Source organism: Pseudomonas corrugata (assembly GCF_001269905.1).
GTDB classification, from domain to species: domain Bacteria; phylum Pseudomonadota; class Gammaproteobacteria; order Pseudomonadales; family Pseudomonadaceae; genus Aquipseudomonas; species Aquipseudomonas corrugata.
This window is the reverse complement of the sequence record NZ_LHVK01000008.1, coordinates 342890-366749: the sequence shown is the minus strand read 5'-3', so window position 1 is coordinate 366749 and position 23860 is coordinate 342890. Positions and strand designations below refer to the sequence as shown.

The following is a 23860-nucleotide window of genomic DNA, read 5'->3' as shown; positions in this document are numbered from 1 at the left end:
TTTGCTTCACACCTGCAAGGGGACCGCCCCTGTGCATGTCGTGATTCGACGGATGGACTTTTATCGATGCAAACAAAAACTTCCCGACGCACCTTCGTAAAGGGCCTCACCGCTGGCGGCATCCTGGGAGGTCTGGGCCTGTGGCGCGCCCCCGTCTGGGCGCTGACCGGCCCAGGCCAGCCCACCGTGTTGAGCGGCACCGATTTCGACCTGTTCATTGGCGAAAGCCCGGTCAACTTCACCGGTCATCCCCGTATCGCCCAGACCATCAACGGCGGCATTCCCGGCCCGCTGCTGCGCTGGCGTGAAGGCGACACCGTGACCCTGCGGGTACGCAATCGCTTGAAGGACACCACGTCCATCCACTGGCACGGCATCCTCCTGCCGGCCAACATGGACGGCGTGCCAGGGTTGAGCTTCAAAGGCATCGAACCCGACGGCCAGTACGTCTACCAATTCAAGGTCCGCCAGAATGGCACGTACTGGTACCACAGCCATTCCGGGCTCCAGGAGCAATCCGGGGTGTATGGCCCGCTGGTCATCGACGCCCGGGAACCCGAACCCTTCCAGTACGAACGGGACTACGTGGTGATGCTCACCGATTGGACCGACGAAGACCCCGCCGACGTCATCCGCAAACTCAAGAAACAGTCGGATTACTACAACTACAACAAACGCACCGTCGGCGACTTCATCGACGATGTCGCCAGCAAGGGCTGGGGAGCCACCGTGGCCGATCGCAAGATGTGGGCCGAGATGAAAATGAACCCCACCGACCTGGCGGACGTCAGCGGCGCGACCTACACCTACCTGATGAACGGCCAGGCGCCAGACATGAACTGGACCGGCCTGTTCAAGCCCGGCGAGCGGATTCGCCTGCGCTTCATCAACGGCTCGTCCATGACCTACTTCGATGTGCGCATCCCCGGCCTGAAAATGACGGTCGTCGCCTCCGATGGCCAGTACGTCAATCCGGTGTCAGTGGATGAGTTCCGTATCGCAGTGGCCGAAACCTATGACGTCATCATCGAGCCGACCGAGCAGGCCTATACCCTGTTTGCCCAGTCGATGGACCGCACCGGGTATGCCCGCGGCACCCTGGCGACCCGAGCCGGACTCTCGGCCCCGGTCCCACCGCTTGATCCGCGACCGCTGGTGACCATGGACGATATGGGCATGGGCGGCATGGACCATGGATCGATGCAAGACATGGATCAAAGCGAAATGTCGACCATGGATCAGGGTGACATGCCGATGATGGACCACGGCGCCATGCCAGGTATGGGCAACATGCCGTCCCATCCGCCGTCGGAGCAAGACAACCCACTGGTGGACATGCAAGCCATGAGCGTCAAGCCCAAGCTCGACGACCCCGGCATGGGCCTGCGCAACAATGGTCGCAAGGTGCTGACCTACTCGGACCTGCGCAGCACCTTCCCCGACCCGGACGGCCGCGAACCGGGTCGCACCATTGAATTGCACCTGACCGGACACATGGAGAAATTCGTCTGGTCATTCAATGGCGTGAAGTTCTCCGACGCCGAGCCGCTGCTGTTCAAGTACGGCGAACGGCTGCGCATCGTGCTGATCAACGACACCATGATGTCTCACCCCATCCATCTGCATGGCATGTGGAGCGATCTGGAGGACGAAAACGGTCAGTTCATGGTTCGCAAGCACACCCTCGACGTGCCGCCCGGCTCCAGGCGCAGCTACCGGGTCACCGCCGATGCCCTCGGACGCTGGGCGTATCACTGTCACCTGCTCTTCCACATGGAAATGGGCATGTTTCGTGAAATCCGGGTACAGGAATGAGGAGCCCGACCATGACCCGCTACATTCACTCTCCCCTCCTGTCGATGATGATCATGGCCGGCCTGGCACAAGGCATGGCCACGCCTGCCTGGGCAGCCGGCAACGCTATGCCAGGCATGGATCACAGCCAGATGCAGGGCATGGAGCAGGGCCAGATGCAAGGAATGGATTCGATGCAGGACATGCAGTCGATGGAGCCACCCACGACCACCAGCCGCACGCCGATCCCCGAACTGACCGCCGCCGATCGCGCGGCGGTCTATGAGGACCACGGCGGTCATATGATGCAGGACAGCGCTCTCAATTCATTCTTTCTGATCAATCAGTTGGAGTGGCAGGACGCCGATGATGGCAGCGCCCTGAGTTGGGACGCCTCCGGCTGGATCGGCGGCGACATCGACCGGTTGTGGCTGCGCACCGAAGGCGAACGTACCAACGGCAAGACCGAAGAAGCCGAGTTCCAGGCCCTTTGGGGCCATGCCATCAGCCCTTGGTGGGACGTGGTGGCCGGCGTGCGCCAGGACTTCAAGCCGGACGAACCGCAAACCTGGGCTGCCTTGGGCATCCAAGGCATGGCGCTGTACAACTTCGAAACCCAGGCCACAGCCTACCTCGGTGAGAACGGCCAGAGCGCTGTACGCCTGGAAGGCGACTACGACATCCTGTTGACCAACCGCCTGGTCCTGCAGCCCACCGCCGAAGCCAACTTCCATGGCAAGAACGATCCGGCCCGCGCGGTAGGTTCAGGGTTAACGAACACCGAGTTGGGCTTGCGGCTGCGTTATGAAATCCGTCGCGAATTCGCCCCCTACATCGGTGTCACCTGGAACCGCGTCTATGGCAATACCGCAGACTACGCCCGTGAAGAAGGCGATGACCTTAGCGAAGCACGCCTGGTCCTGGGTGTTCGTATGTGGTTCTGACGATTGCGTCCCCCTTTCCATCCCTCTAAAAACTAGAAAACCGTTGTAGGAGTCCTTGCATGTCATTCATCAAAAACGCCGTGATCACCGTCGCGTTATCCACCGGGCTGCTGAGCAGCAGCCTGGTCCAGGCACACCCCAAGCTGCTGTCCTCCACCCCGGCCGAGGGTATGCAGGGACCGGCACCGGCGAAAATCGAGCTGCACTTTTCCGAGAGCCTGATGACCAAGTTCTCCGGCGCCAAGCTGCTGATGACCGAAATGCCCGGCATGTCAGCCCATTCGCCAATGGCCATGCCGGCCAAGGTGTCGGGCAGCGAAGATCCCAAGACCATGGTCATCATTCCGAGTACCCCGCTCACGCCGGGCACCTATCAGGTCCAATGGCGCGCGGTGTCGTCCGATACTCACCCGATCACCGGCAACGTCACGTTCAAGGTGAAGTGAGTTGAGCGACTCGGTCGACATGGATCTGATCAATATTGCTCTACGCCTGGCCCTGTATCTGGACCTGATGCTGTTGTTCGGACTCGCGGCTTTCGGCCTTTATGGTCTGAGAGACGAGGAACGAAAATCGGGTGAGGTGCTGCCTTTCGCAAGACTCCTGGCGAGCACGGCCATCATCGGCGTGCTGCTGTCCATCGCCGGCATGCTGTGCATGGTCTGGGCCATGAGCGGCGTTACGGACTGGGCCGAGTTACAGCCACACGTTGAAATGATGGTGTTGGAGACTGACATGGGCTCGAGCTGGAGCCTGCGGATCCTGGCATTGATGCTGATCATTGTCACCGCGACGCAAAGCAGGCGCTGGCCGAGCGCCAGCCTGTGGCTGGGTACGCTGGCCGCAGGCGTGGCCCTTGCGACACTGGCCTGGGCTGGCCATGGGGCAATGGACGAAGGCGAACGGCGGAACTGGCACTTCATTGCTGACTTTTTGCACCTGTGGGCAGCGGGTGCCTGGGTCGGCGCCCTGGCGGCGTTTGTACTGCTGCTTGGCAAGGCCGAACACCGATTGTCGGTGCTGTCCCGGACCCTGATCGGCTTTGAAAACGCCGGGGCCGTGATCGTGCTGATCATCAGCGTGACCGGCGTGATGAACTACCTGTTCATTGTCGGTCCGAGCATCGACGGGCTGTTCGACAGCACCTACGGTCAGTTGCTGACACTTAAACTCGTCCTGTTTGGAGCCATGCTGGTGTTTGCCGCACTGAACCGTTTTCACCTGAGCCCGCAGCTGGAACAGGCCAGGCGAACCGGCGAACACAGTGTGGCCGTGAGAGCGTTGCGGCGCAGCATGATCCTTGAGTTCTCTGTAGCGGCGGTCATCCTGGCTTTGGTGGCCTGGTTGGGTACGTTGAGTCCGGCCATGGAATAGCAGGTGTGGGAGTATGCGAATTCTGCGTACGCCCCGAATCCGATGTGGGAGCAAGCCTGCTCGCGATAGCGGTGGGTCAGCTTGCGGCGATGTTGACTGTGCCGCCGTCTTCGCGGACAAGCCCGGCTCCCACGGGGTCTGCTGGCGTAGGCAAATGCTGCATACACCCGGAATCCATGTGGGAGCGAGCCTGCTCGCGATAGCGGTGGGTCAGCTTGCGGCGATGTTGACTGTGCCGCCGTCTTCGCGGGCAAGCCCGGCTCCCACAGGAGCAGGTGGCGCTGCAAATGCTGCGTACGCCCCGAATCCAATGTGGGAGCGAGCCTGCTCGCGATAGCGGTGGGTCAGCTTGCGGCAATCTTGGCTTTACCGCCGCCATCGCGAGCAGGCTCGCTCCCACAAGGTTGATGGGCATTTAATCTTTCAATATCGCTGCCCAGTTTTCAGTTTGCCTCTACCCTCGCTTCCCGGCCTAAATGGCATTTTTATAAGCCAAGGCTTCGTTATGGAAAACGTTCGAACTTCAAGCACCCACGCCGTCTGGCTGATGGTCAGTGTGGTGTTGGTGGCGCTGAACCTGCGACCTTCGATGGCGGCGGTCGGACCGCTGTTGTCAGCCATCCGTGGCGAGGTGCCGTTGAGTTTCAGCACCGCGTCATTGTTGACCATGCTGCCGGTCATGGCGATGGGGCTGGCGATGTTCCTGGGCATGCGCATTGCCCTGCGCATCGGTGAACACCGCACCATCGTGCTCTCGCTGTTGATCATCGGCATCGCCACGGCGTCGCGCCTGTATCTGGACAGCGCCGCCGAGCTGATTATCAGTGCCGTGGTGGCCGGGGTCGGGATCGCGCTGATTCAGGCGGTGATGCCGGCGCTGATCAAATCGCGGTTCAGCGACAACGTTTCGCTATTCATGGGGCTGTATGTCACCTCGATCATGGGTGGAGCAGCACTGGCGGCGTCATTTTCACCCTTCGTCCTGACACAGACCGGCAGCTGGCGTATCGGCCTGGCGATCTGGGCGGTGCTGGCGTTGGTTGCCCTCGGTTGCTGGTATGCCCAGCGCGCGGCCGTTACACCGTTGCCCGACGCCCCGAGCCGGAACAAGGAATCGTTCTTCGCCAATGGCCGGGCCTGGCTACTGGCGATTTTCTTCGGCCTTGGCACGGCGTCTTACACCTGTGTGTTGGCCTGGCTGGCGCCGTACTACGTGGAAAAAGGCTGGAGCGAGCAGCACGCGGGCCTGTTGCTGGGGTTCCTGACGGCGATGGAAGTACTGTCCGGGCTCGTCACCCCGGCCATTGCCAACCGCAGCCAGGACAAGCGCCTGGTGCTGGCTGTCCTGCTGGCCCTGATCATAGCGGGTTTCTGCGGCCTGATCTTGAGCCCGGACCGCTTCAGCCTGCTGTGGCCCTGCCTGCTGGGGCTGGGTATCGGCGGCCTGTTCCCGATGAGCCTGATCGTATCCCTCGACCACCTGGACAACCCACGCCGGGCCGGTGGCCTGACGGCGTTCGTGCAAGGCATCGGCTATCTGATCGCTGGGCTTTCACCCTTGATCGCCGGGATGATCCGCGATCAATTGGGCAGCTTCGAATGGGCCTGGTGGTCGCTCACTGCGGTCATGGCACTGATGATCCTGATGGTGTTGCGCTTCAATCCCAAGCAGTACGCGCGGCACATCAGCTAGCGGAACCAGTCGCGTCGCTGAAAAAAGGGCCGCAATGAAAGCGGCCCTGTCTTTATCCCCCCATCCATGACGGCCGACGGATTTGCCCATCATGACGTTCCAGTTCTCGAACACAGGAATAAGACCTTGATGAAACACGTCGGTTTTGCAGCCGCTCACTGGGGCATGCTTATCTGGGCAATGCTGATCACCTCGTCGTTCTTCGCAGCGGCTCAGGTCAGCCAATCGATCGATCCGATTCTGCTCACGGGCTTGCGGCTGCTGTTTTCGGCCTTGTTGTTCTTGCCGCTGTTACTGCTGAAAAACACCTCGCCCATCACCGCCAAAGGGTTGCTGGCCCACGCAGTGCTTGGCCTGTTGCTGGCGACCTACTTTGGTTCGCTGTTCGAGGCGTTGCGCTACACCTCGGCGGTCAATACCGCAACGCTGTACACACTGGTGCCATTGATGACCTTGTTCTTCGAGGTGTTCCTGCTGCCCAGTCCAAACCTCAAGACCCGCTTGCTGCCCATGCTGATCGCGGCGGCCGGCGCCGTGTTGCTGACGCTCAAGGGTACAACTCCGGGGCAGATGCCTGCGCTCTATCCGGTGATGGTCTTCGGTGCCGGTTGCGTGGCGATGGCCTTGTACTCACCCCTTAGTCAACGGTTCAAGGCCAAGGCGCTCAAGGGGCGAGATCCGGTGGCGATGACGTTCTGGAACATGCTGTTCGGTTCGCTGTTTCTCTTGGTGTTCTGCCTGTTCAGCGGCGGCTGGCGCAGCGGCCTGCAATTGTCGATGCTGGACATCGGCTGGCTGGTGTACCTGGCCCTGTTCGGTACCCTCGCAACGTTCTGGCTGTTGCACCGGGCCATCGGGGTAATCGCACCGTCCACGGTCATTTCCTACGTATACCTCAACACGCTGTTCGTGACGCTGCTCAACTGGTTCTGGCTCAGGCAACAACCGATGGTGCTCGAAATCATCGGTGCCGGACTGGTAGGCGTGGGGATGCTGGCGCTGGTGATTTCAAGCCGTAACGCCAGAACTGTTACAGCTTGAAATCATCCCAGGCTTTGTACGAAGCGGTGCGCTACACGTATACAACCTCTAGTGCGACGCCGAACGAGGTGAAACAGGGCTCCAGCGCTCCAGCTCCCGCTCAAGGAAAGCCGCTACCGCCAGCAATCGTTCCTCCTGCCAATGTGGCCCGACAATCTGGATGCCGATGGGCATTCCAGTGGCTGCATCGGTGCCGGCGCGGATCACCACCGCCGGTGACCCGCTGAGACTGAACGGGAATACGAAGGCATAGCGATTGCGATCCTCCAGGGATTCTCCATGATGGAACGCTACGTCTGGAAACACCGGGCAGATGAACAGGTCGTGTTGCTTGAAGAACTTCGCCAACTGATAGCGGAAGGTGTCGATCGCGATCCAGTCACGCTTGACTTCATCCACGGTCAACTCCGTGGCTTCGCTCATGTCCAGCAACTTCGCGATGGCCGGGGTAAAACGGCGCTTGTTCATTGACTCGAATAGCTGTCGCCAGCCACGCCCGGCGTCGCCCCCGGTAATGAACACCCGCCACAGCACATCACAGGCCTCCTCAAGCATTGGCGGTGCCACCGGACTCACCTGCGCCACCACCTGACTCAGGCATCGTTCAACCTGCTGCAAGACCTCGTTCACCGCCGCGCTGACGGGCGTGCGGTCCGACTCCGAAAACAGTGCGACCCGCAGGCTGGCCAACGGCTCACTTTCGACAAACGGCACGTCGACGGTGTCCGGATCCTGTTCGTCGGCACCGCTGATCAGCGGTCCGAGCAGCGCCAGGTCATCGACATAGCGCCCCATCACGCCAAAAGCCGAGGTCAGATGGAATAGCCCGGAGCGGTCGTTGGGATACTGGCCAGTCAACGGCACCCGGCCCTGGGTCAGTTTCAAGCCGCAAATGCCATTGAAGTGCGCGGGTATCCGCACACTGCCACAAGCATCGGAGGCCAGCCCGGCGGGCGAACAGCCGGCGGCGATCGCGGCCGCTTCACCGCCACTGCTGCCGCCGGCGGAGCGTTGCAAATCATGGGGGTTGAGAGTGCGGCCGTAGATCAGGTTCTCGGTCTCGAAGGCCATGCACAGTTCAGGCACATTGCTGATACCCAGGATGATCGCCCCGGCCTGGCGAAGCCGGGCGACGGCCGTCGCGTCCTGCTGGCTGACGTCGCCCAGCAATTCCTCCAGTCCCCGGGACATCCTGAATCCCTGCACGTGGAGGACGTCCTTGATGGTGATGGGAATACCATGCAGCGGACCACTGATCTGACCGATGCGCGCCATCTCGTCAGCTTCGCGGGCCTGGCGCCGCAACTCCTCCACAGGCGCCAGTTGGATCAGTGCATTGATCTGCCGGTTACGCTCGGCGATCCGCTGCAGATAAAACTCCAGCAACGTGACGCTGGTCAGCACGCCACGTCGCAACAGACCGGCCATTTCCCGCAGGGTCAGCGAATCAGGGTTGAACATGCTCACGACGCCTCCTTGCTGCGCAACCATTTATTGGGCAACTGATACATGTTGCGTACCACCAGGGAGAACGCCTTGACCGCCAGCGCCGGGCGCCGGTTGATAGCTTCGAGGGCCTCTTCGATCATCGTCAGGATATGGCGCAACGCATCGGGCGAGATGTTCAGCGGCGGATAGAAGCGCAGCACCGGGCGCTCGGCCTTCTCATTCATCGAGTGCCCGGCATGAATGCCGCGCTTGCTCAGTTCCATACTCATCAGGGCTTCATAGACCGAGCCACGCAAGCGCAGCCCCGTCATCAGACCCACCCCGGGGACGTCCTCCACAATGTGCGGATAGCGCAGCGCCAGGCGTTGAAGACCATGGCGCAGCAAACCGCCATTGATCCGTGACTGCTCCACCAGGTTGTTCTGCTCGATGTAATCGATGGCCGCAAGCGCGGAGGCGCACGCCACCGGGTGCCCGCCGTTGGTCCGCGTGTCAGGCTCGATGTCACTGAGCGGGTACTGGGTCGCCAGGCGCTTGCTGTACATGGCGCAGGCGAACGAGGTGTAGCCGCCGGTCAGGCCCTTGGAGAGGATCATGATGTCGGGCACTACGTCGTCATATTGCACCGCGAACCATTTGCCACACCGACCGAAACCGGTCTGGATTTCATCCGCCACCAACAGGGTGCCGGTGGCATCGCACAAGGCCCGCAAATTGGCCATGTAGCCCACCGGGGGCACCTGCAAGTGTGCGCCGCCGAGGATCGGTTCGACATATACCGCACACACCCCTTCGCCCACAGCCTGTTGCAGGGCAGCAAAATCACCGTAGGGCACATGGGTCACATCGGGTGCGGCAATGCCATAGCTGCGGTGATTCTGTCGTTGCCCCAGTATGCTCATCGCCGCCAGAGTCTTGCCGTGGTAGGAACCGCTCATCACCACGATCCCGCGACGGCGCGGCTGGATGCGCAACGCATAGCGCAGGCTCTGCTCGATGGCCTCGGCCCCCGAGACCATGTACTGCACGTCCCCCCACTCCCCCGGCACCAGTTGGCACAGACGTTCGGTCAATTTGTCCTGGAGCGGATGACGCCGCCCCTCCGGTACCCAGGCCATCTGGTTCAGTTGCGCCTGTACCTGCTCGCGGACCATAGGGTTGCGGTGGCCGACGATGAACACGCCGTAGCTGCACGCACAGTCGATAAAGCGCTTGCCAGTGTGGTCAGTAACGTGAATGCCATCGGCCTGTTGCTCGACGCTGGTCTTGCCCAAGCGGTAGAGCTTGGCCGCCGAGGCGCTCCAGTACCGCTGGCAATCATCCAGCAGTTGTTCATGCGGCCTGAGTAAGGACATGGCTTAAGGTCTCCTTGATGATGTTGGCAGCACGTTGGATATGTTCGGGGCGGGCGGTAATGGGGCAGCGCAGGAGCAGTTCGCGACCACGGGGCGCACTGACGTAGACACCTTGCCGGTAAAGGGCCTCGCACAGCACGCTCGGCTGCAGATCATCGGCCAGTGGCAGGCCGACCCAGCCGCCCTCGGCCACGGCGCCGAACGACGCCAGGGTCTGCGCCAGTCGCTGACCGTTCTCCAGGCATTGGCGGGGCGAGTCGTTGGCCTGCACATAATCCAGCGCGGCCAAGGCCGCCACGCAGGCCATCGGATTACCGGCCGTGGTGCTGCCATGCTTGGCCGGGCTGCTGCGTCCATAGACCTGCCAGGCCATGCGCTCGCTGCAGGTATAGGTGCCGATGGGAATCGCACTGCCCCCCAGCGCGCCACCAAGCACGACAATGTCCGGGACACAACGATAACGCTGGAAACCAAACAGCGAGCCCAGGCTGCCCAGGCAGGTCTGGGTGTCTACCGCGATCACCGGTACCGAGGCTTGCGCCGCATGGGCATGCAAGCGCTCGACCAGGGCCGGTTCAAGCAATTGCAATCGACCGTTCGCATCGACGCGGGTACTGCTATGGCAGACCGCGAAGCAATCACTCCACTCCACCAAATCCAGGTCTGCGAGATGACGAACTGCCACGCGCTTGAAGCCCAAGAAATGTTGCACGTCCGGGTCGCCTTGCGTGGCATTGAGGCAACGCCCGTAGGTCAGCGAGCCATACTCACCACCCTGGATAAACACGATGGTGTTGCCCTTCGGCTTGAGCCCCTTGCATAACTTCAAGGCGCCTTCGAATGCTTCGTCGCCGGAACTGCACACATAGGAACTGACCAATGGCTCTGGCAACAGCTCGGCCAGACGGCGGCACAAGGCAATCAGCGGCTCGGACATCAATACCCGGTTGGACAGCCCCATGATCTGCGCCTGACGGGTGACCGCGTCGATCACCGCTGGCACCTGGAAGCCGAACCCGCCGGTCAGGTCGATGATCTGCCGGCCATCGCCATCGAGGTAGGTCTCGTACTGCCCGCCAATAATGTATTTATCGCTTTTCATGGAACCCTCTCAACGGTAGCTCAGGGCATTGAAAATGCGTCGACGCTCATCGACGATGGTTTCACGACCGTGCATGACCCTACGGTTATCAATCATCACCACATCGTGGTCACGCCAACCCACCGGAACGGTGTACTGGGCGGAGATTTCGGCGATTTCGGCGAGGAACTCGGCGGGAATCACCTGACCGTCCACCGTATCGATCACTGGCGCCTCGTAGTTGAACGAAGGCCCCAGGATGCTGTTGGCAAACGCCGGGCGCTGGCTGAACGCGGAGGTGAGGATCGCCGACGTGCTGAAGGCGTAGTGCATCGAGTCATCAGCCGGGTTGAAGGAAATCTGCGTCTGCGGGTCATCACCGATGATCTGCAACAGATCCTCAATGACCACGGCCGCCGGATCCGACAAAGTCGGCGAATAATGGCAAACCAACCGGCGCCACTTTTCCCCCGCCACGGTACGGCTGTAGCGAATAGGGTTGTTTTCGAAAAAGCTGCGGCAGCCCGGGGACAGTCTCGCCAGTACCTTCTCGCCGTCGCAGATCGTGGTTTGCGAACCCTTGCGCGGCGCTTCCTGGCAATAGAACCAAGTCATGTCCGGCCAGAACGGCGAGTTGCCATTCTCGCAATGCAGGCCAACCGCCTGATGCCCGGCATCTACCAGCTGTGCGGCACCACCGACCATGACCCGCGCCGGATCCAGGCTCAGCCTGGAACTGTTCTGCTTGACGTAGGTGCTGAACATCTCGGCGTTGTGGATGCAGTTGCGAAACAGCACGACACCGTAGTGTCCCAGCAGCTCGTACAACTCGGCCTTGCCCAGACTGGCGAAGTGGTGCGACTCGACGATGGAGACGTCAGGGTTTTCAAAGTGAAAGGCAGGTGTGCTCATTGGATGCGTTCCCTTGCAGAGTGGAAAAAACAGTGGCGATATCGGCACGTTTCGGTCGGCCGGTGACGGTGTAGAGCTGCTCGATCAACGGATCATCCTTGCTCAACAACCAGAGCCGGTTCGGTCGTTCGATATCGGAGAAGCGGCCGGTCGACCAGCTCACCAGTTCATCGCTGGCCGGTGCCGATTCGACGCACAGCAACGCCACGAGACCGTGCTGCTCATCGAAGAACACCGCGGCGTCGTTCACGCCCGGGTATTTGCGATATTCCAGCTCGACCTGCTCGGGGCTGACATTGCGGCCGTTGGGCAGGCAGATCACGTTCTTCTTGCGGCCGTGCACGTAGAGGTAGCCGTCCTCGTCGAGCATCCCCAGGTCGCCGGTGTCCATCCAGCCGTCGCCGGACATGGAACACGCGCTGGGGTCCGTCCCCGAATAGCCGCTGAACAGCGAGCTGCTCTTGACCTCGATGGTCTGATCAGCGCCGATCCGCACCTGCACATGGGGAAGCGGCTTGCCGACACTGCCCAGGCGCTGCTCTTCGAAGGTGTTCATGCTGACCACCGACGCGTTTTCCGACAGCCCGTAGCCCTGGTACACCTCGATGCCTTGCTCTGCCAGATCATGCAGGGCATCAATACTCACCGCCGCGCCGCCGCAGGTGATGTGAGCGCCGGACTTCAGGTAACTCGCCAGCCGCTCCCCCGCCTCGCCGCCTTCATTCAACTGCTCCAGAAAGCGATTGATCATGACTGGCGGTACCGTCAGCGCCGTTGGCTGAACGTGCAGGATCCAGTCGACCAGACGTTGCGGCGAAGCCCCGGGTTCGCCGAGCAATGCTTCGCTCGGTGGCAGGAAATGCACGGTCCCGCCGGCCAGGAGCGGCAGGTACGCGGCGGTCACCTGCTCGAGCAGCAGGCTCAACGGTACCAGCGACAGATACCGACGATGGGCATTGGCCGGCATGCGTTCGCGCAGCGACGTCAGCACCGCGCCAACCGCCTGATTGCTCAAGCGCACGCCTTTCGGCCGGCTGGTGGTGCCTGAGGTGTGAATGATCTTGCAGATCCAGTCACCCGCATCGTCCGGAGTGTGCAACAGGGGTTGCTCGACCACCGGCTCGCCAAGGCGGCGCAGGCGACTGTCGGGAAAGTTCAGCTTCCAGCGTTGCGCCAGTGTTCGCTGCCCTGCGGCATCCACCAGGAATCCGTCGCAACGCTCGGCCAGATGCTCGGCCTGGGATTGACTGAACGCCAGCGGCAACGGGAGCGCGGTAATCCCTGCAAACAGGCAGGCCAGATCGGCCACCAGCCAGTCGCTGCTGTTGCGCGTCGCGATCCCCAACACCACTTGATCGCCGTGGGCTGGAGTGGCAAAACGTTGTTGCAGCTCAGCAGCCAGATTAAACACCCGGTGCTCCAGTTCGCCGTAGGTCAGCGCCACAGGCTCGGTACCCGACGCCCAGTCAACCGCGCAGACCGCCTGGCGATTGACCTGCAATGCCTGTTTCAACTGGTTGATAAAACTACCGCTCATGGCTGCGCCCTCGCCAACGACTCACCGGGCAACTGTGTGAACGAGGTGTTGAGAGTCGTGGCGGCGAAACGCGAGCGCTTCGGATCGACCCGAATGAAACCGGTAACAGGCTTCTTGGCGTAATAGGTGCCCCAATTCTTGCCGCCTTCATCAGCCAGACGAGTGGGGTCTGCGGTCAACAGCGGCTCGAAATCTATCTGGCAACTTTCCATCATTTGCCGGACCCGAGGAGTAACAGTGCACAACAAGTAATGCCCGCCCATGCACCAGGACAACAGCGGAATCATATTAACGAGAATCATTCCCGCCGTTAGGTGATGGGAAATCAGATTGCCGATCTCGACAATGTTCGAACGCTCGATGGTTTTCTCGAAACGTTGGGACAGGATCTCTTCAATCGGTTGTGTCAGGTATTGCTCGGAAAAGAGAATGCGGTGATCCCCAAAAGTAATCCCGGCACACGCGAGTATGCGATCTTGCTGATCCTGAGTGACCGCAAAGTATTGTGGATTCGGTTCTACCGAAGCCGCATAAGAACTGCGAAACTTGTCTTTTACTACCTCAGTAGCCTGTACCCATAATGGCGATTTAGTTTCCGCGACACGTATTTGCATTTCGTCCTCCTCCGTCCCTGTGCAGGATGTCTATAAAAGCGAGGCGAGCATATTTAAGAAAAATCCTACAAGCCATTTAAAAAATAAATTGCTTCCGCTAATATATAAATAAACGTCTTTGTCATAAAAATCAGAGACGCTAGCCCATGGATTGCGCCAAGAAGGATCTTATGCTCAATAGTAATTTGCTTAGAAAGCTGGACATGCAAGACTTGATGGTGTTCGTCGCAGTGTACGAGCAGAGCAGTGTCACCGAGGTCTCCGAGGCCCTCTGCGTCAGCCAGTCCACCGTGAGCTATTGCCTGAAGAAGCTGCGCACCAGCTTCGAAGATGAATTATTCATTAACACCCGCAGTGGCATGCGCCCTACTAACAAGGCCACTGCGATGTACAGTCATATTGTAAAGATTCTTCAAAGCATCAATATCTGTCATTCCGGCATTCAAACCTTCGACCCCACACAGAAAGAAATAACATTCAATATTTGCGCACCGGAATATTTTGAATTATTGATTTTGCCAACATTGGTAAAGCGTTTTATTGGCAGCCAATTCCCAGTCATCATCAACATAACCAAATTCCATAAAGATATTCCCGTTGACGAACTGACGGATGGTCGTTTCGATCTGGCAATTTGTTTTGGCCCCAACTTTCATCGCAGCGCCAAAGGCTTGCGCTCGCAAGTATTACTGGAAGATGAATTGGTCTGCGTAGTCGATAGAAACGTCGACTTGCCGGACGAGGCACTCAGCCTAGAGACATTTGTAGCGTGCCAGCATGTTTTCCCGACCCCTTGGACATCCGATACCAACATGATCGACGGTTGGTTGGCCCGACAGGGCTATAGCCGGCAGATCGTCGCCCGGGCCAACAGCTACGTGGCAGCGCTCAATATGGTCACCGGGACCGACTTCGTGCTGACCCTGCCCCGACGCATTCAGGCGCTGACCTGTGACGAGACCAGGTTCAGCCATCGCAAGCCACCGGCCGGGTTGCCGAACTTTACGCTGGATATGATGTGGTGCGAGAAACCGGGCCAGGACAACGCCAACGTCTGGTTTCGCGAGCAGATCGTGAAGGTCTGCGCCGAGGACGGCTTGCTCTGAGTCACCCGGGGACCACTCGCATCCTCGCGTGGTTCCCGGACTTGCCGGCCTGGAAGTTTTCTACAGGCAAAAAAAAATCCGGAAATCCTCACTTTCGTGGGCCTTCCAGACTTTTAAAACAGCAAAAATGGTGGGTCGTGTGGGATTCGAACCTACGACCAATTGGTTAAAAGCCAACTGCTCTACCAACTGAGCTAACGACCCGCTGTGTGGTGGCGCGTATAATACTGATTTCTAAGGACTATTCAACACCTAATTTGAAAAAAATCAAAAATAAGGGGTTGGATCGCTTACGCCCGCCGCCGCAAAGCCTTCGGCACGCAGGCGGCAGCTGTCGCATTTGCCACAGGCACGGCCCTGATCATCAGCCTGATAGCAGGAAACGGTCAGTCCATAGTTCACGCCAAGCTTCACACCAGCTCTGACGATATCGGCCTTGCTGAGATTCTGCAGCGGCGCCTGGATGCGGAAACCTTGCCCTTCCACGCCGGCCTTGGTCGCCAGGTTGGCCATGCGTTCGAAGGCCTCGACGAACTCAGGGCGGCAGTCCGGGTAGCCGGAATAATCCACCGCATTGACGCCGATGAAAATGTCACGGGCTTCCAGCACTTCGGCCCAACCCAGTGCCAGGGACAGGAATACTGTGTTACGCGCCGGCACATAGGTCACCGGTATGCCTTCACTCGGAGCTTCGGGCACAGCGATAGAGCTGTCGGTCAGGGCCGAACCACCGATGCCATTGAGGTTCAGGCCAATCACCTTGTGCTCCACCACGCCCAAGTCCCGAGCCACCCGCTCTGCCGCGTACAGTTCAGCACGATGGCGCTGGCCGTAATCGAAACTCATGGTGTAGCAGCGATAACCTTCGGCACGGGCCATGGCCACGACCGTGGCCGAATCCAGGCCGCCGGACAACAGGATGACCGCTCGTTTTTCTGCAGTGTTCGTCTGTTCAGTCATATCAGCGCCCCGGCTCGTCATTCCAAAGATATTTGTGCAGCTGCAATTGCAGGCGCACCGGCAGGTTATCCGCCACTACCCAGTCCGCCAGATCCCGCGCGTTCAAGTCGTGATGACTTGGCGACACCAGTACCTCACCGGCCCGCTGGTCGAGTCCATACTGGATCAGCTTGGACACGGCCCAGTCATAATCTTCCCGTGAACAAATAACGAACTTGACCTGATCATTGGGCGTGAGCAGTTCAATGTTCTCGTAGCGGTTACGATGCGCTTCCTTGGATCCCGGGGTTTTCAGGTCCACGACGCGACTGACACGCGGGTCGACGGCCGAGATATCCAGGGCGCCGCTGGTCTCCAGCGAGACCTCGTAACCGGCATCACACAGCTGTTTGAGCAAGGGAATGGCGTTGGGTTGTGCCAGCGGTTCGCCGCCCGTGACACAGACGTAGCGTGGGCGATAGCTGGCCACTTGCTCAAGGATGTCGTCGAGGGTTCGCAGGGTGCCGCCGCTGAAGGCGTAGGCACTGTCGCAGTATTGGCAACGCAACGGGCAACCGGTGAGGCGCACAAATACTGTGGGCAGCCCGGCCGTTCGCGTTTCACCCTGCAACGAGTAAAAAACTTCGGTGATTCTCAATGTGTCTTGCATAGTCGCCACGGGCGTAACAGCTAAACAGGCCGTCCGCCTCCGTCAGGCACTTCAAGGAACCCCGCCATCGCACAGGCTCCAAAAAGCGTATTTCAGAAAAAGGGCGTGAATTCTAACGAAAAAACCCGCGACAGGCGCGGGTTTCTTCGTTACGGGGTCAAACCGCCTTACATGCGCTGCAGATCACGCTGGGCCAACTGGGCGGCAGACGTGCCCGGATATTGGGAGACCACCTGCTGCAGGATGCCCTTGACCTTGTCGGTATGACCAAGGCGGCGCTCCACGTCAGCCAGTTTATACAATGAATCCGGCACCTTGGCATGCTTGGGATACAACTGGGAAACCTTGGCGAATGCCTGGCCGGCGCCCTGCAGGTCACCCTTGGCCAGGTTCACTTCACCCAACCAGTATTGGGCATTGCCCGCGTACTGGCTGTTGGGGTATTTGCGCAGGAAAGCGGCAAAAGCCTGGCTGGCCTTGTCGAAATCCTTGGCCTTGATCAGGTCGAAGGCAGCATCGTAATAGAGCTTTTCCTTCGCCGGATCAGCCGGTTCGCCACCGGCGGCAGGGGCTGGAGCACCCGCGCCTGCAGCGGCACCGGGGGCGTTCAAGTCGCCACCGGCAGGAGAATTCTCAGGAGTCGCGGCAGGTGCTGCACCGCTTCCTATGCGCCGATCAAGATCCTGGTAACGCTCCAGGTTTTCCTGCTTCATGCGCGATACTTCGTTTTGCAGAACTTCAATCGCGCCTTGTTGGCGTGACAGTTGATCCTGCATTTGCTGCAGTTGGTTGAACAGCTCGCCCTGTGCCGAGACAGGGGCCGAAACCCCTCCCCCGGCATAGGCGCCGTTCGTACCGTAACCTGCAGGCGGATAGCTGCTCCCGCTATTGTTATAGCCGGTGTCGTTATCGACCACAGGAACCGCAGCCCACACCGCAAGCGGTGCGAGACTGAGAGCCAGAACAGTTACAGCACGACGGCACGTTCGCATGACGAATCAGTTCTTACGCAGTTCGACGCGACGGTTTTGAGCCCAGGACTGCTCGTCGTTGCCGGTAGCAACTGGACGCTCTTCGCCGTAGGAAACCAGTTCCAGCTGAGCTGGGGAAACACCTTGCAGTACCAGGTAGCGTTGAACGGCTTTCGCACGACGCTCGCCCAGTGCCATGTTGTACTCACGAGTACCACGTTCGTCGGTGTTGCCTTCCAGAACAACGCGAGCGCCGTTTGCTTTCAGGTCTTTGGCGTGAACGTCCAGAGCGCGCATGGCTTCTGGCTTCAGGTCCGAGCTGTCGTATTCGAAGTAGAAGGTGGTGATTGCGCGCAGAGCAGCTTCTTCGCTCATGGAGCCGTCAACTGCACCAGTGTTGGCGCCGTAACCAGCGTTCGGATCAACAGCGCCTTCACCGGCGTTGTCGCCGCCTTTGGACGAGCAACCTACAGCTACAGCCATGGCGAGAGCCAGCGCAGCAAATTTACCAAACTTCAGCATTTCCATCGTGAAACTCCTAATGAACCCCAGTGTGTTAAGTAAAGCGTATTGCGCCGCGTCAGTTCAGGTAAGGGGACCAGGACGGTTCTCTGACTTCGCCTTGAGCGGTAGGAAGCGGGAGCCTCACGCGTCCATTAATGGACACGAGCATCAAGACTCCCCGGCCCTGCTGGCGGGTGGCGTAGATTACCATGGTGCCGTTGGGCGCAACAGTGGGTGACTCGTCCAGAGTGCTATCAGTGAGGATTTTTACGCTGCCGCGCTGAATATCCTGGGCTGCCACCTTGAAATTGGTGAAACCGTCCTGGCGATGGATCATCACCAGGGTCTTCTCGTCCGCCGACAGTTTAGGGTTGGCGTTGTAGTTACCGATGAAGGTCACGCGCTCGGCACCGCCGCCACTGGCACTGGTCTTGTAGATCTGCGGCTTGCCGCCACGGTCGGAGGTGAAGTAGATGGTCGAGCCATCCTTGCCCCAGAACGGTTCGGTGTTAATGCCCGGACCGTTGGTGACACGGGAGATCGAACGCGAGGCCAGGTTCATCACATAGATGTCCGGATTACCGTCCTTGGACAGTACGAACGCCAGGCGGTTACCGTCCGGCGACCAGGCTGGCGCGCCGTTCAGGCCTTCGAAGTTGGTGATCTGCTCGCGGCGACCGGTATCGATGTGCTGCACGAAAATGCGCGGACGCTTCTGCTCGAACGACACGTAGGCGATGCGCTTGCCGTCGGGAGCGAAACGCGGCGACAGGATCGGCTCGCGCGATTGCAGCAGGGTGACCGCCCGGGCGCCATCGTAGTCGGAGCGCTGCAGGGTGTAGCGAGTGTTTTTCTCGGAGAACCGCTCGGCCGTCACGTAGAGCATGCGAGTGGAGAATGCACCCTTGATGCCGGTGAGTTTCTCGAACGACTGGTCAGAGATGTAGTGCGCCATGTCACGCAGTTGGTCAGTGCTGCCCGACACACTGCCGGTCAGTACCTGCTGCTCGGTGGCGACGTTGAACAGCGCGTATTGCACCTGCAGGCGGCCGCCGGCCGGAACGATGCTGCCGACCATGATGTACTGCGCGCCCAGTGCCTTCCAGTCACGGTAGATGACTTCGCTGGCCTGGGTGGGCAGGCTGATCATGTTCTGCTTCGGAATCGGCGCGTAATAACCCGAGTTGCGCAAGTCATTGCCGATGATTTCCGCCATGTCGTCCGGCAGTACGGTTCCGCCCTGCCAGCCGAACGGTACGACGGCGATCGGAGTCGCCCGATCGCTGCCGCTGGTGACCAGAATGTTCTTTTCCTCTGCCACCGCTATCCCTGCCAGGCAGCAGATAACGACAAGCATTCCTCGAAGAAGGTTTCTCACAAGGCTAGATCCTCAGGTGTGAATGTCATCTTGAATGAACGATAGGGAGCAAAATCGCTCGGTTTCATTCCTTGCATTTCCGTCAATCGTCCGATGTTCTTGACCGCCGCGACTGCCGAAGCGTCGAACGGACCATCGCCGCTGGACTTGGACACCGTGACCGAGGTCACCGTACCGTCAGGCAACATACCGATCTGCAATACAACCGTCATACCCTGGCGCGCCGATGGCGGACGAGCCCAGCCCTCTGCCGCCCGGGCACGAATCAGATCATCGAAGCTACCGGCGACTTCATCGCCTTGCTCATCGGCCAAGGCCTGCTGGCGCTGCGGCGTGTCGGAAAGCAGATCTGCCAAGGCCTGAGCCTTTTTCTCTTCGGCAGACTTGCGCGCTGCATCCTGGGCCTTTTTCTTGGCGGCATCGGCGGCGGCTTTCTTCTTCGCATCTTCAGCGACTTTCTTCTTCGCCTCGTCAGCTTCAGCTTTCTTCTTGGCGTCTTCGGCCGCTTTCTTCTTCGCGTCCTCGACAATCTTCTTCTTGGCCTCTTCGGCGGCCGCTTTCTTGGCCTCTTCCTCAGCGGCTTTCTTGGCTTCCTCTTCGGCTTTCTTCTTGGCTATATCAGCCAATTGTTTCTCTTCTGCCTTCTTGGCCTCGGCTTTTTTCGCCTCATCGGCTTTCTTGGCCTCGTCAGCTTTTTTCGCCTCGTCGGCCTTCTTGGCTTCTTCGGCCTTTTGAGCAGCTTCCTCTTTCTTTTGTTCCGCCGCCTTTATCGCTTCCTGCTCAACCTTCTTCTGCTCCATCTGCTCGACCTCAGTCTGCCGAGCAGCGGACTTCTTCGCCTCGCCGGCCAGCTTCTGGTTGGTCTGCGTAGTGGCTTGGCTCTTCGACTTGAGCTGGTAAAGGGTCGCCTGCACGATCGGCTTGGCCGGCGGCAGTTCCGGCGTCATGGCAAAACTGACGAACAGCATGCCGAACACCAGCACGTGCAGGCCGATTGCCAGGACGCTGGGCCAGAAGTAGCTTTCCGAGGCGGACGGCTCTCGCTGTTGCTGCATCAGGGCGCCTCGGTGATCAAGCCAACATTACCGACCCCGGCTTTCTGCAGACCGCCCATCGCGCCCATCACGGCACCGTAGTCGACGGTCTTGTCACCGCGAATGAAGACCTGGGTACGTTTGCCGGCGTCATTGCCGACACGAATGATCTTGGTCACCGCATCGGTCATCTGGGGCAGGGTCATGGCCCGGTCCTGCTGCTTTTCGGTGTCGACTTCGCTGCCAAGGTTCCAGTAGTAGGTCTTGTCAGCCTTGATCGAAATGGTCAGGACTTGGGTGTTGTTGTCCTGCGGCAAGGCTTCGCTGGAAACCTTGGGCAGATCCACCTTCACGCCCTGATTGAGCATCGGCGCGGTTACCATGAAGATGACCAGCAGTACCAGCATCACGTCGATGTAGGGCACCACGTTCATCTCGGCAACCGGCTTGCGCTTGTTTCGGGCTCGAGCGATTAAAGCCATCGGGAAATACCTGCTTATTCTTCGCTGGTGTGCACTTTGCGGTGCAGGATCGCCTGGAATTCATCGGCGAAGGTGTAGTAACGGCTGATCAGCGTCTCGCTGCGGGCAGCGAAGCGGTTGTAGGCGATAACGGCCGGGATGGCCGCGAACAGGCCAATGGCGGTGGCGACCAGGGCCTCGGCGATACCCGGGGCTACGGTGGCCAGGGTGGCCTGCTGGGCGGAGGCCAGCCCACGGAAGGAGTTCATGATCCCCCATACGGTACCGAACAGGCCGATGTACGGGCTGACCGAACCGACGGTGGCCAGGAACGGCAGGCTCTGCTCGAGCTTTTCTTCCTCGCGGGAAATGGCCACGCGCATGGCACGTGCCACACCTTCCATCACTGCTTCAGGGTCGACGCCCGGCTGCTGGCGCAAACGGGAAAACTCCTTGAAACCGGCACGGAAGATCTGCTCCACCCCCGAATCCGGATCCGGGTTGCTGCCCGCCTGGCGGTAAAGCTTGGACAGGTCGATACCCGACCAGAAGCGCTCTTCAAAGCTCTCCAGGGCACGGCGACCGGCGCGCAGCAGGTTGCTGCGCTGAAAAATCATGATCCATGAGGTCACCGATGCGGCTACCAGGGTCAGCATTACCAGTTGCACCACGACGCTGGCATTGCTGACCAGGCTCCACATGGAGGTATGGTCGACGACGTTAGCTTCCACGCTTTATCTCCTGCTCTGAGTGTGTACCCGCGCCGCTCACGCCGGCAAAGGCCGTGCGTAGAGCTTCGGGAATGGCCCGGGGTTTCAAACTATGGGTGCGCACACAGGCCACCAAAAACTGCCCTTCACAGAGCAGCGCATTATCCGTAGCCCGCCTGACCTGCTGCTTGAAACGCAGGCTGACACGGTTCAATTCAATGACATCGGCACTTACCAGAAGCTCGTCGTCCAGTCGCGCCGGCGCGTGGTAGCGCGCTTCGCTGGAATGCACGACGAATAACAGGTCCTCCCCTGCCAGCGCGGATTGGGCGAAACCCAGTTCCCGCAGCCGTTCGGTTCGAGCCCGTTCCATAAACTTGAGGTAATTGACGTAGTAAACGATGCCGCCAGCATCGGTGTCCTCGTAATAAACGCGACAGCGATGTGCGAACGACTCCAGCCCGTTTTGCGCGCGCATACTCTAGTGCTTACTCCTCGGGTTGCCAATCGGCGGCAACGGTTTTTTCATTCTCGAGTGCATAGACGCTCCGGACGTCGTCTGGGACAGCACAATCCGGAAAAAAGTCGCCGCACAGAAGTCGTTCAATCGTCCACGGCATCGATGAATTCGTCTACCACCGGCATCTCGCCCATTCGTGTCGGGATGTTTAAGCCGAAGTGCAGGTAAGCATGGCGCGTCACCACCCGTCCGCGAGGGGTGCGCATGATGTAGCCCTGCTGGATCAGATACGGCTCCAGTACATCCTCGATAGTGTGGCGCTCTTCGCTGATGGCCGCGGCCAGGCTGTCCACGCCCACCGGGCCACCGTCGAACTTCTCGATCATGGTCAGCAGCAGGCGCCGGTCCTGGTGGTCGAAGCCACGCTCGTCGATATCCAACAGGTTCAACGCCAGGTCGGCAATCGGCTTGGTGATGTGACCCTTGGCCCGGACCTCGGCAAAATCCCGGACCCGGCGCAGCAAGCGGTTGGCGATCCGCGGCGTACCCCGGGCCCGACGCGCCACTTCAAACGCGCCATCCGGGTCCAGCGGCAATCCGAGGATGCCCGCCGAACGGCTGACGATCGTGGCCAGGTCCGCGTTGCTGTAGAACTCCAGGCGCTGGACGATACCGAAACGGTCGCGCAGCGGGTTGGTGAGCATGCCGGCACGGGTGGTGGCGCCCACTAGGGTGAAGGGCGGCAGATCCAGCTTGATGGAACGCGCCGCCGGACCTTCGCCAATCATGATGTCGAGCTGGAAATCTTCCATGGCCGGATACAGCACTTCCTCGACAATCGGCGACAGCCGATGGATTTCGTCGATGAACAGCACGTCATGGGGTTCGAGATTGGTCAACAATGCCGCCAGGTCGCCCGGACGCTCAAGGACCGGACCGGATGTACTCTTGATCGACACGCCCATTTCCTGGGCAATGATGTTGGCCAGGGTGGTCTTGCCCAGGCCCGGCGGGCCGAAGATCAAGGTGTGGTCCAGCGACTCGCTACGCCCCCGGGCCGCCTGGATGAACAACTCCATCTGCTCGCGCACGGTCGGCTGGCCGATGTAATCGGCCAGGCTGACGGGGCGAATCGCACGGTCCTGGACTTCCTCGCGGTCACGGGGCGCACCCGTGGCGGCGATCAGACGGTCAGCTTCAATCACTTAGATCATTCCCTTCAGGGCACGACGAATCATGTCTTCAGTACTCAAGCCTTTTTCCTTGATGGCGGAAATCGCCTTGCTGGCTTCCTGCGGCTTGTAGCCCAGGGAAATCAGCGCAGTGACCGCGTCGTTCTCGGCACTGGCCGCCGGCACCGGCGCATCCGGCTGGTTCGGCACCAGCGCGAACATGGCTGGCACCGCTTCCCAGGCCTTGAAGCGGTCCTTGAGTTCCACCAGCAGGCGTTCGGCGGTTTTCTTGCCGACACCTGGCACCTTGGTCAGGGCCGAGGTGTCCTGGGATTGCACGCAACGCACCAGTTCGTCGACTTCCAGGCTCGACATCAAGGCCAGGGCCAGTTTCGGGCCGACGCCATTGAGGCGGATCAACTCACGGAAGAAATCCCGCTCACGCTTGCCGACAAAGCCATAGAGTAACTGCGCATCCTCGCGCACGACCAAATGGGTGTGCAACGTCAGCGGCTCACCGACCGACGGCAAGCGATACAGCGTAGTCATGGGCACTTCCAGCTCATAGCCAAGACCATTTACATCCAGAATCAGATGCGGCGGCTGTTTTTCCGCCAGAGTGCCGCGCAAGCGTCCAATCACGTTTCAGATCCTTGGGCGT

The 23860-nt window shown here is 59.9% G+C and carries 24 protein-coding genes and 1 tRNA gene; 7 read left to right on the top strand and 18 right to left on the bottom strand.

Annotation, left to right across the window (positions count from 1 at the left end):
• The first annotated feature begins 66 nt into the window (after nt 1-66).
• From AD665_RS12815 to AD665_RS12790, 6 genes are all read left to right on the top strand, one after another.
• Nucleotides 67-1815, top strand: a complete 1749-nt coding sequence (locus tag AD665_RS12815) for a copper resistance system multicopper oxidase (protein WP_024779476.1) — start codon at nt 67-69, stop codon at nt 1813-1815.
• A gap of 11 nt (nt 1816-1826) precedes the next feature.
• Nucleotides 1827-2738 carry a copper resistance protein B gene (locus tag AD665_RS12810; protein WP_053192347.1) on the top strand — a complete coding sequence of 304 codons (912 nt, stop codon included), beginning with the start codon at nt 1827-1829 and terminating at the stop codon, nt 2736-2738.
• A gap of 59 nt (nt 2739-2797) precedes the next feature.
• Nucleotides 2798-3184 (top strand): copper homeostasis periplasmic binding protein CopC, encoded by a 387-nt coding sequence (gene copC, locus AD665_RS12805; protein ID WP_024779474.1) that lies wholly within the window; start codon nt 2798-2800, stop codon nt 3182-3184.
• A 19-nt stretch (nt 3185-3203) separates the two neighbouring features.
• Nucleotides 3204-4112 carry a copper homeostasis membrane protein CopD gene (gene copD / locus AD665_RS12800; protein ID WP_122319422.1) on the top strand — a complete coding sequence of 303 codons (909 nt, stop codon included), beginning with the start codon at nt 3204-3206 and terminating at the stop codon, nt 4110-4112.
• Nucleotides 4113-4617: 505 nt separating this feature from the next.
• On the top strand, nt 4618-5805 hold the full coding sequence (locus AD665_RS12795) for a cyanate transporter (protein ID WP_053192343.1): 1188 nt from the start codon (nt 4618-4620) through the stop codon (nt 5803-5805).
• Nucleotides 5806-5934: 129 nt separating this feature from the next.
• Nucleotides 5935-6846: a DMT family transporter gene (locus AD665_RS12790; RefSeq protein ID WP_024779471.1), complete on the top strand. Its 912-nt coding sequence runs from the start codon at nt 5935-5937 to the stop codon at nt 6844-6846.
• A 48-nt stretch (nt 6847-6894) separates the two neighbouring features.
• On the opposite strand, the gene AD665_RS12785 is transcribed toward AD665_RS12790, so the two are convergent.
• Genes AD665_RS12785 through AD665_RS12760 form a run of 6 tightly spaced genes read right to left on the bottom strand, consistent with a single transcriptional unit; the run spans nt 6895 to nt 13794 of the window.
• Nucleotides 6895-8307, bottom strand: coding sequence for an amidase (locus AD665_RS12785; RefSeq protein WP_053192341.1), 1413 nt, complete (start codon nt 8305-8307; stop codon nt 6895-6897).
• A 2-nt stretch (nt 8308-8309) separates the two neighbouring features.
• Nucleotides 8310-9650 carry an aspartate aminotransferase family protein gene (locus tag AD665_RS12780; protein WP_024779469.1) on the bottom strand — a complete coding sequence of 447 codons (1341 nt, stop codon included), beginning with the start codon at nt 9648-9650 and terminating at the stop codon, nt 8310-8312.
• Nucleotides 9628-10752: an aminotransferase class III-fold pyridoxal phosphate-dependent enzyme gene (locus tag AD665_RS12775; RefSeq protein ID WP_053192339.1), complete on the bottom strand. Its 1125-nt coding sequence runs from the start codon at nt 10750-10752 to the stop codon at nt 9628-9630. Before AD665_RS12775 ends, AD665_RS12780 begins: the two co-directional genes overlap by 23 nt.
• A gap of 9 nt (nt 10753-10761) precedes the next feature.
• Entirely contained in the window at nt 10762-11643 is an 882-nt protein-coding gene (locus tag AD665_RS12770) for a TauD/TfdA family dioxygenase (RefSeq protein ID WP_024779467.1), read from the bottom strand.
• Nucleotides 11618-13180, bottom strand: coding sequence for an AMP-binding protein (locus AD665_RS12765; protein ID WP_053192337.1), 1563 nt, complete (start codon nt 13178-13180; stop codon nt 11618-11620). Before AD665_RS12765 ends, AD665_RS12770 begins: the two co-directional genes overlap by 26 nt.
• A complete protein-coding gene (locus AD665_RS12760) occupies nt 13177-13794 on the bottom strand; it encodes a thermostable hemolysin (protein WP_053192335.1) in 618 nt (205 codons plus the stop codon). The genes AD665_RS12765 and AD665_RS12760 overlap by 4 nt, the downstream gene beginning before the upstream one ends.
• Before the next feature lie 170 nt (nt 13795-13964).
• On the opposite strand from AD665_RS12760, the gene AD665_RS12755 reads away from it, so the two are divergent.
• Nucleotides 13965-14900: a LysR family transcriptional regulator gene (locus tag AD665_RS12755; RefSeq protein WP_033034671.1), complete on the top strand. Its 936-nt coding sequence runs from the start codon at nt 13965-13967 to the stop codon at nt 14898-14900.
• Between the two features lie 128 nt (nt 14901-15028).
• Here the strand turns inward: AD665_RS12755 and AD665_RS12750 are convergent.
• The 12 genes from AD665_RS12750 to ruvA form a co-directional block, all read right to left on the bottom strand.
• Nucleotides 15029-15104 (bottom strand) — tRNA-Lys (locus AD665_RS12750).
• Nucleotides 15105-15167: 63 nt separating this feature from the next.
• Nucleotides 15168-15860: a 7-cyano-7-deazaguanine synthase QueC gene (queC, locus tag AD665_RS12745; RefSeq protein ID WP_024779463.1), complete on the bottom strand. Its 693-nt coding sequence runs from the start codon at nt 15858-15860 to the stop codon at nt 15168-15170.
• Nucleotide 15861: 1 nt separating this feature from the next.
• Nucleotides 15862-16509, bottom strand: coding sequence for a 7-carboxy-7-deazaguanine synthase QueE (gene queE, locus AD665_RS12740; RefSeq protein ID WP_053192333.1), 648 nt, complete (start codon nt 16507-16509; stop codon nt 15862-15864).
• 167 nt (nt 16510-16676) lie between these two features.
• On the bottom strand, nt 16677-17501 hold the full coding sequence (gene ybgF, locus AD665_RS12735; protein WP_024779461.1) for a tol-pal system protein YbgF: 825 nt from the start codon (nt 17499-17501) through the stop codon (nt 16677-16679).
• 6 nt (nt 17502-17507) lie between these two features.
• The gene (gene pal / locus AD665_RS12730; protein WP_024779460.1) at nt 17508-18008 is read right to left on the bottom strand and encodes a peptidoglycan-associated lipoprotein Pal; all 501 of its coding nucleotides are present in this window, start codon (nt 18006-18008) and stop codon (nt 17508-17510) included.
• Between the two features lie 52 nt (nt 18009-18060).
• Entirely contained in the window at nt 18061-19362 is a 1302-nt protein-coding gene (tolB, locus tag AD665_RS12725) for a Tol-Pal system beta propeller repeat protein TolB (RefSeq protein ID WP_080686254.1), read from the bottom strand.
• A complete protein-coding gene (gene tolA / locus AD665_RS12720) occupies nt 19359-20417 on the bottom strand; it encodes a cell envelope integrity protein TolA (RefSeq protein ID WP_024779458.1) in 1059 nt (352 codons plus the stop codon). The genes tolB and tolA overlap by 4 nt, the downstream gene beginning before the upstream one ends.
• Nucleotides 20417-20869, bottom strand: a complete 453-nt coding sequence (gene tolR, locus AD665_RS12715; protein ID WP_161796096.1) for a protein TolR — start codon at nt 20867-20869, stop codon at nt 20417-20419. The genes tolA and tolR overlap by 1 nt, the downstream gene beginning before the upstream one ends.
• 23 nt (nt 20870-20892) lie before the next feature.
• Nucleotides 20893-21588, bottom strand: coding sequence for a protein TolQ (gene tolQ, locus AD665_RS12710; protein WP_024779457.1), 696 nt, complete (start codon nt 21586-21588; stop codon nt 20893-20895).
• Nucleotides 21578-22045, bottom strand: coding sequence for a tol-pal system-associated acyl-CoA thioesterase (ybgC, locus tag AD665_RS12705; RefSeq protein ID WP_024779456.1), 468 nt, complete (start codon nt 22043-22045; stop codon nt 21578-21580). The genes tolQ and ybgC overlap by 11 nt, the downstream gene beginning before the upstream one ends.
• A 125-nt stretch (nt 22046-22170) precedes the next feature.
• Entirely contained in the window at nt 22171-23232 is a 1062-nt protein-coding gene (gene ruvB, locus AD665_RS12700) for a Holliday junction branch migration DNA helicase RuvB (protein WP_053192332.1), read from the bottom strand.
• Entirely contained in the window at nt 23233-23841 is a 609-nt protein-coding gene (gene ruvA / locus AD665_RS12695; RefSeq protein ID WP_024779454.1) for a Holliday junction branch migration protein RuvA, read from the bottom strand. It lies immediately after the preceding gene.
• Nucleotides 23842-23860 lie beyond the last annotated feature (19 nt).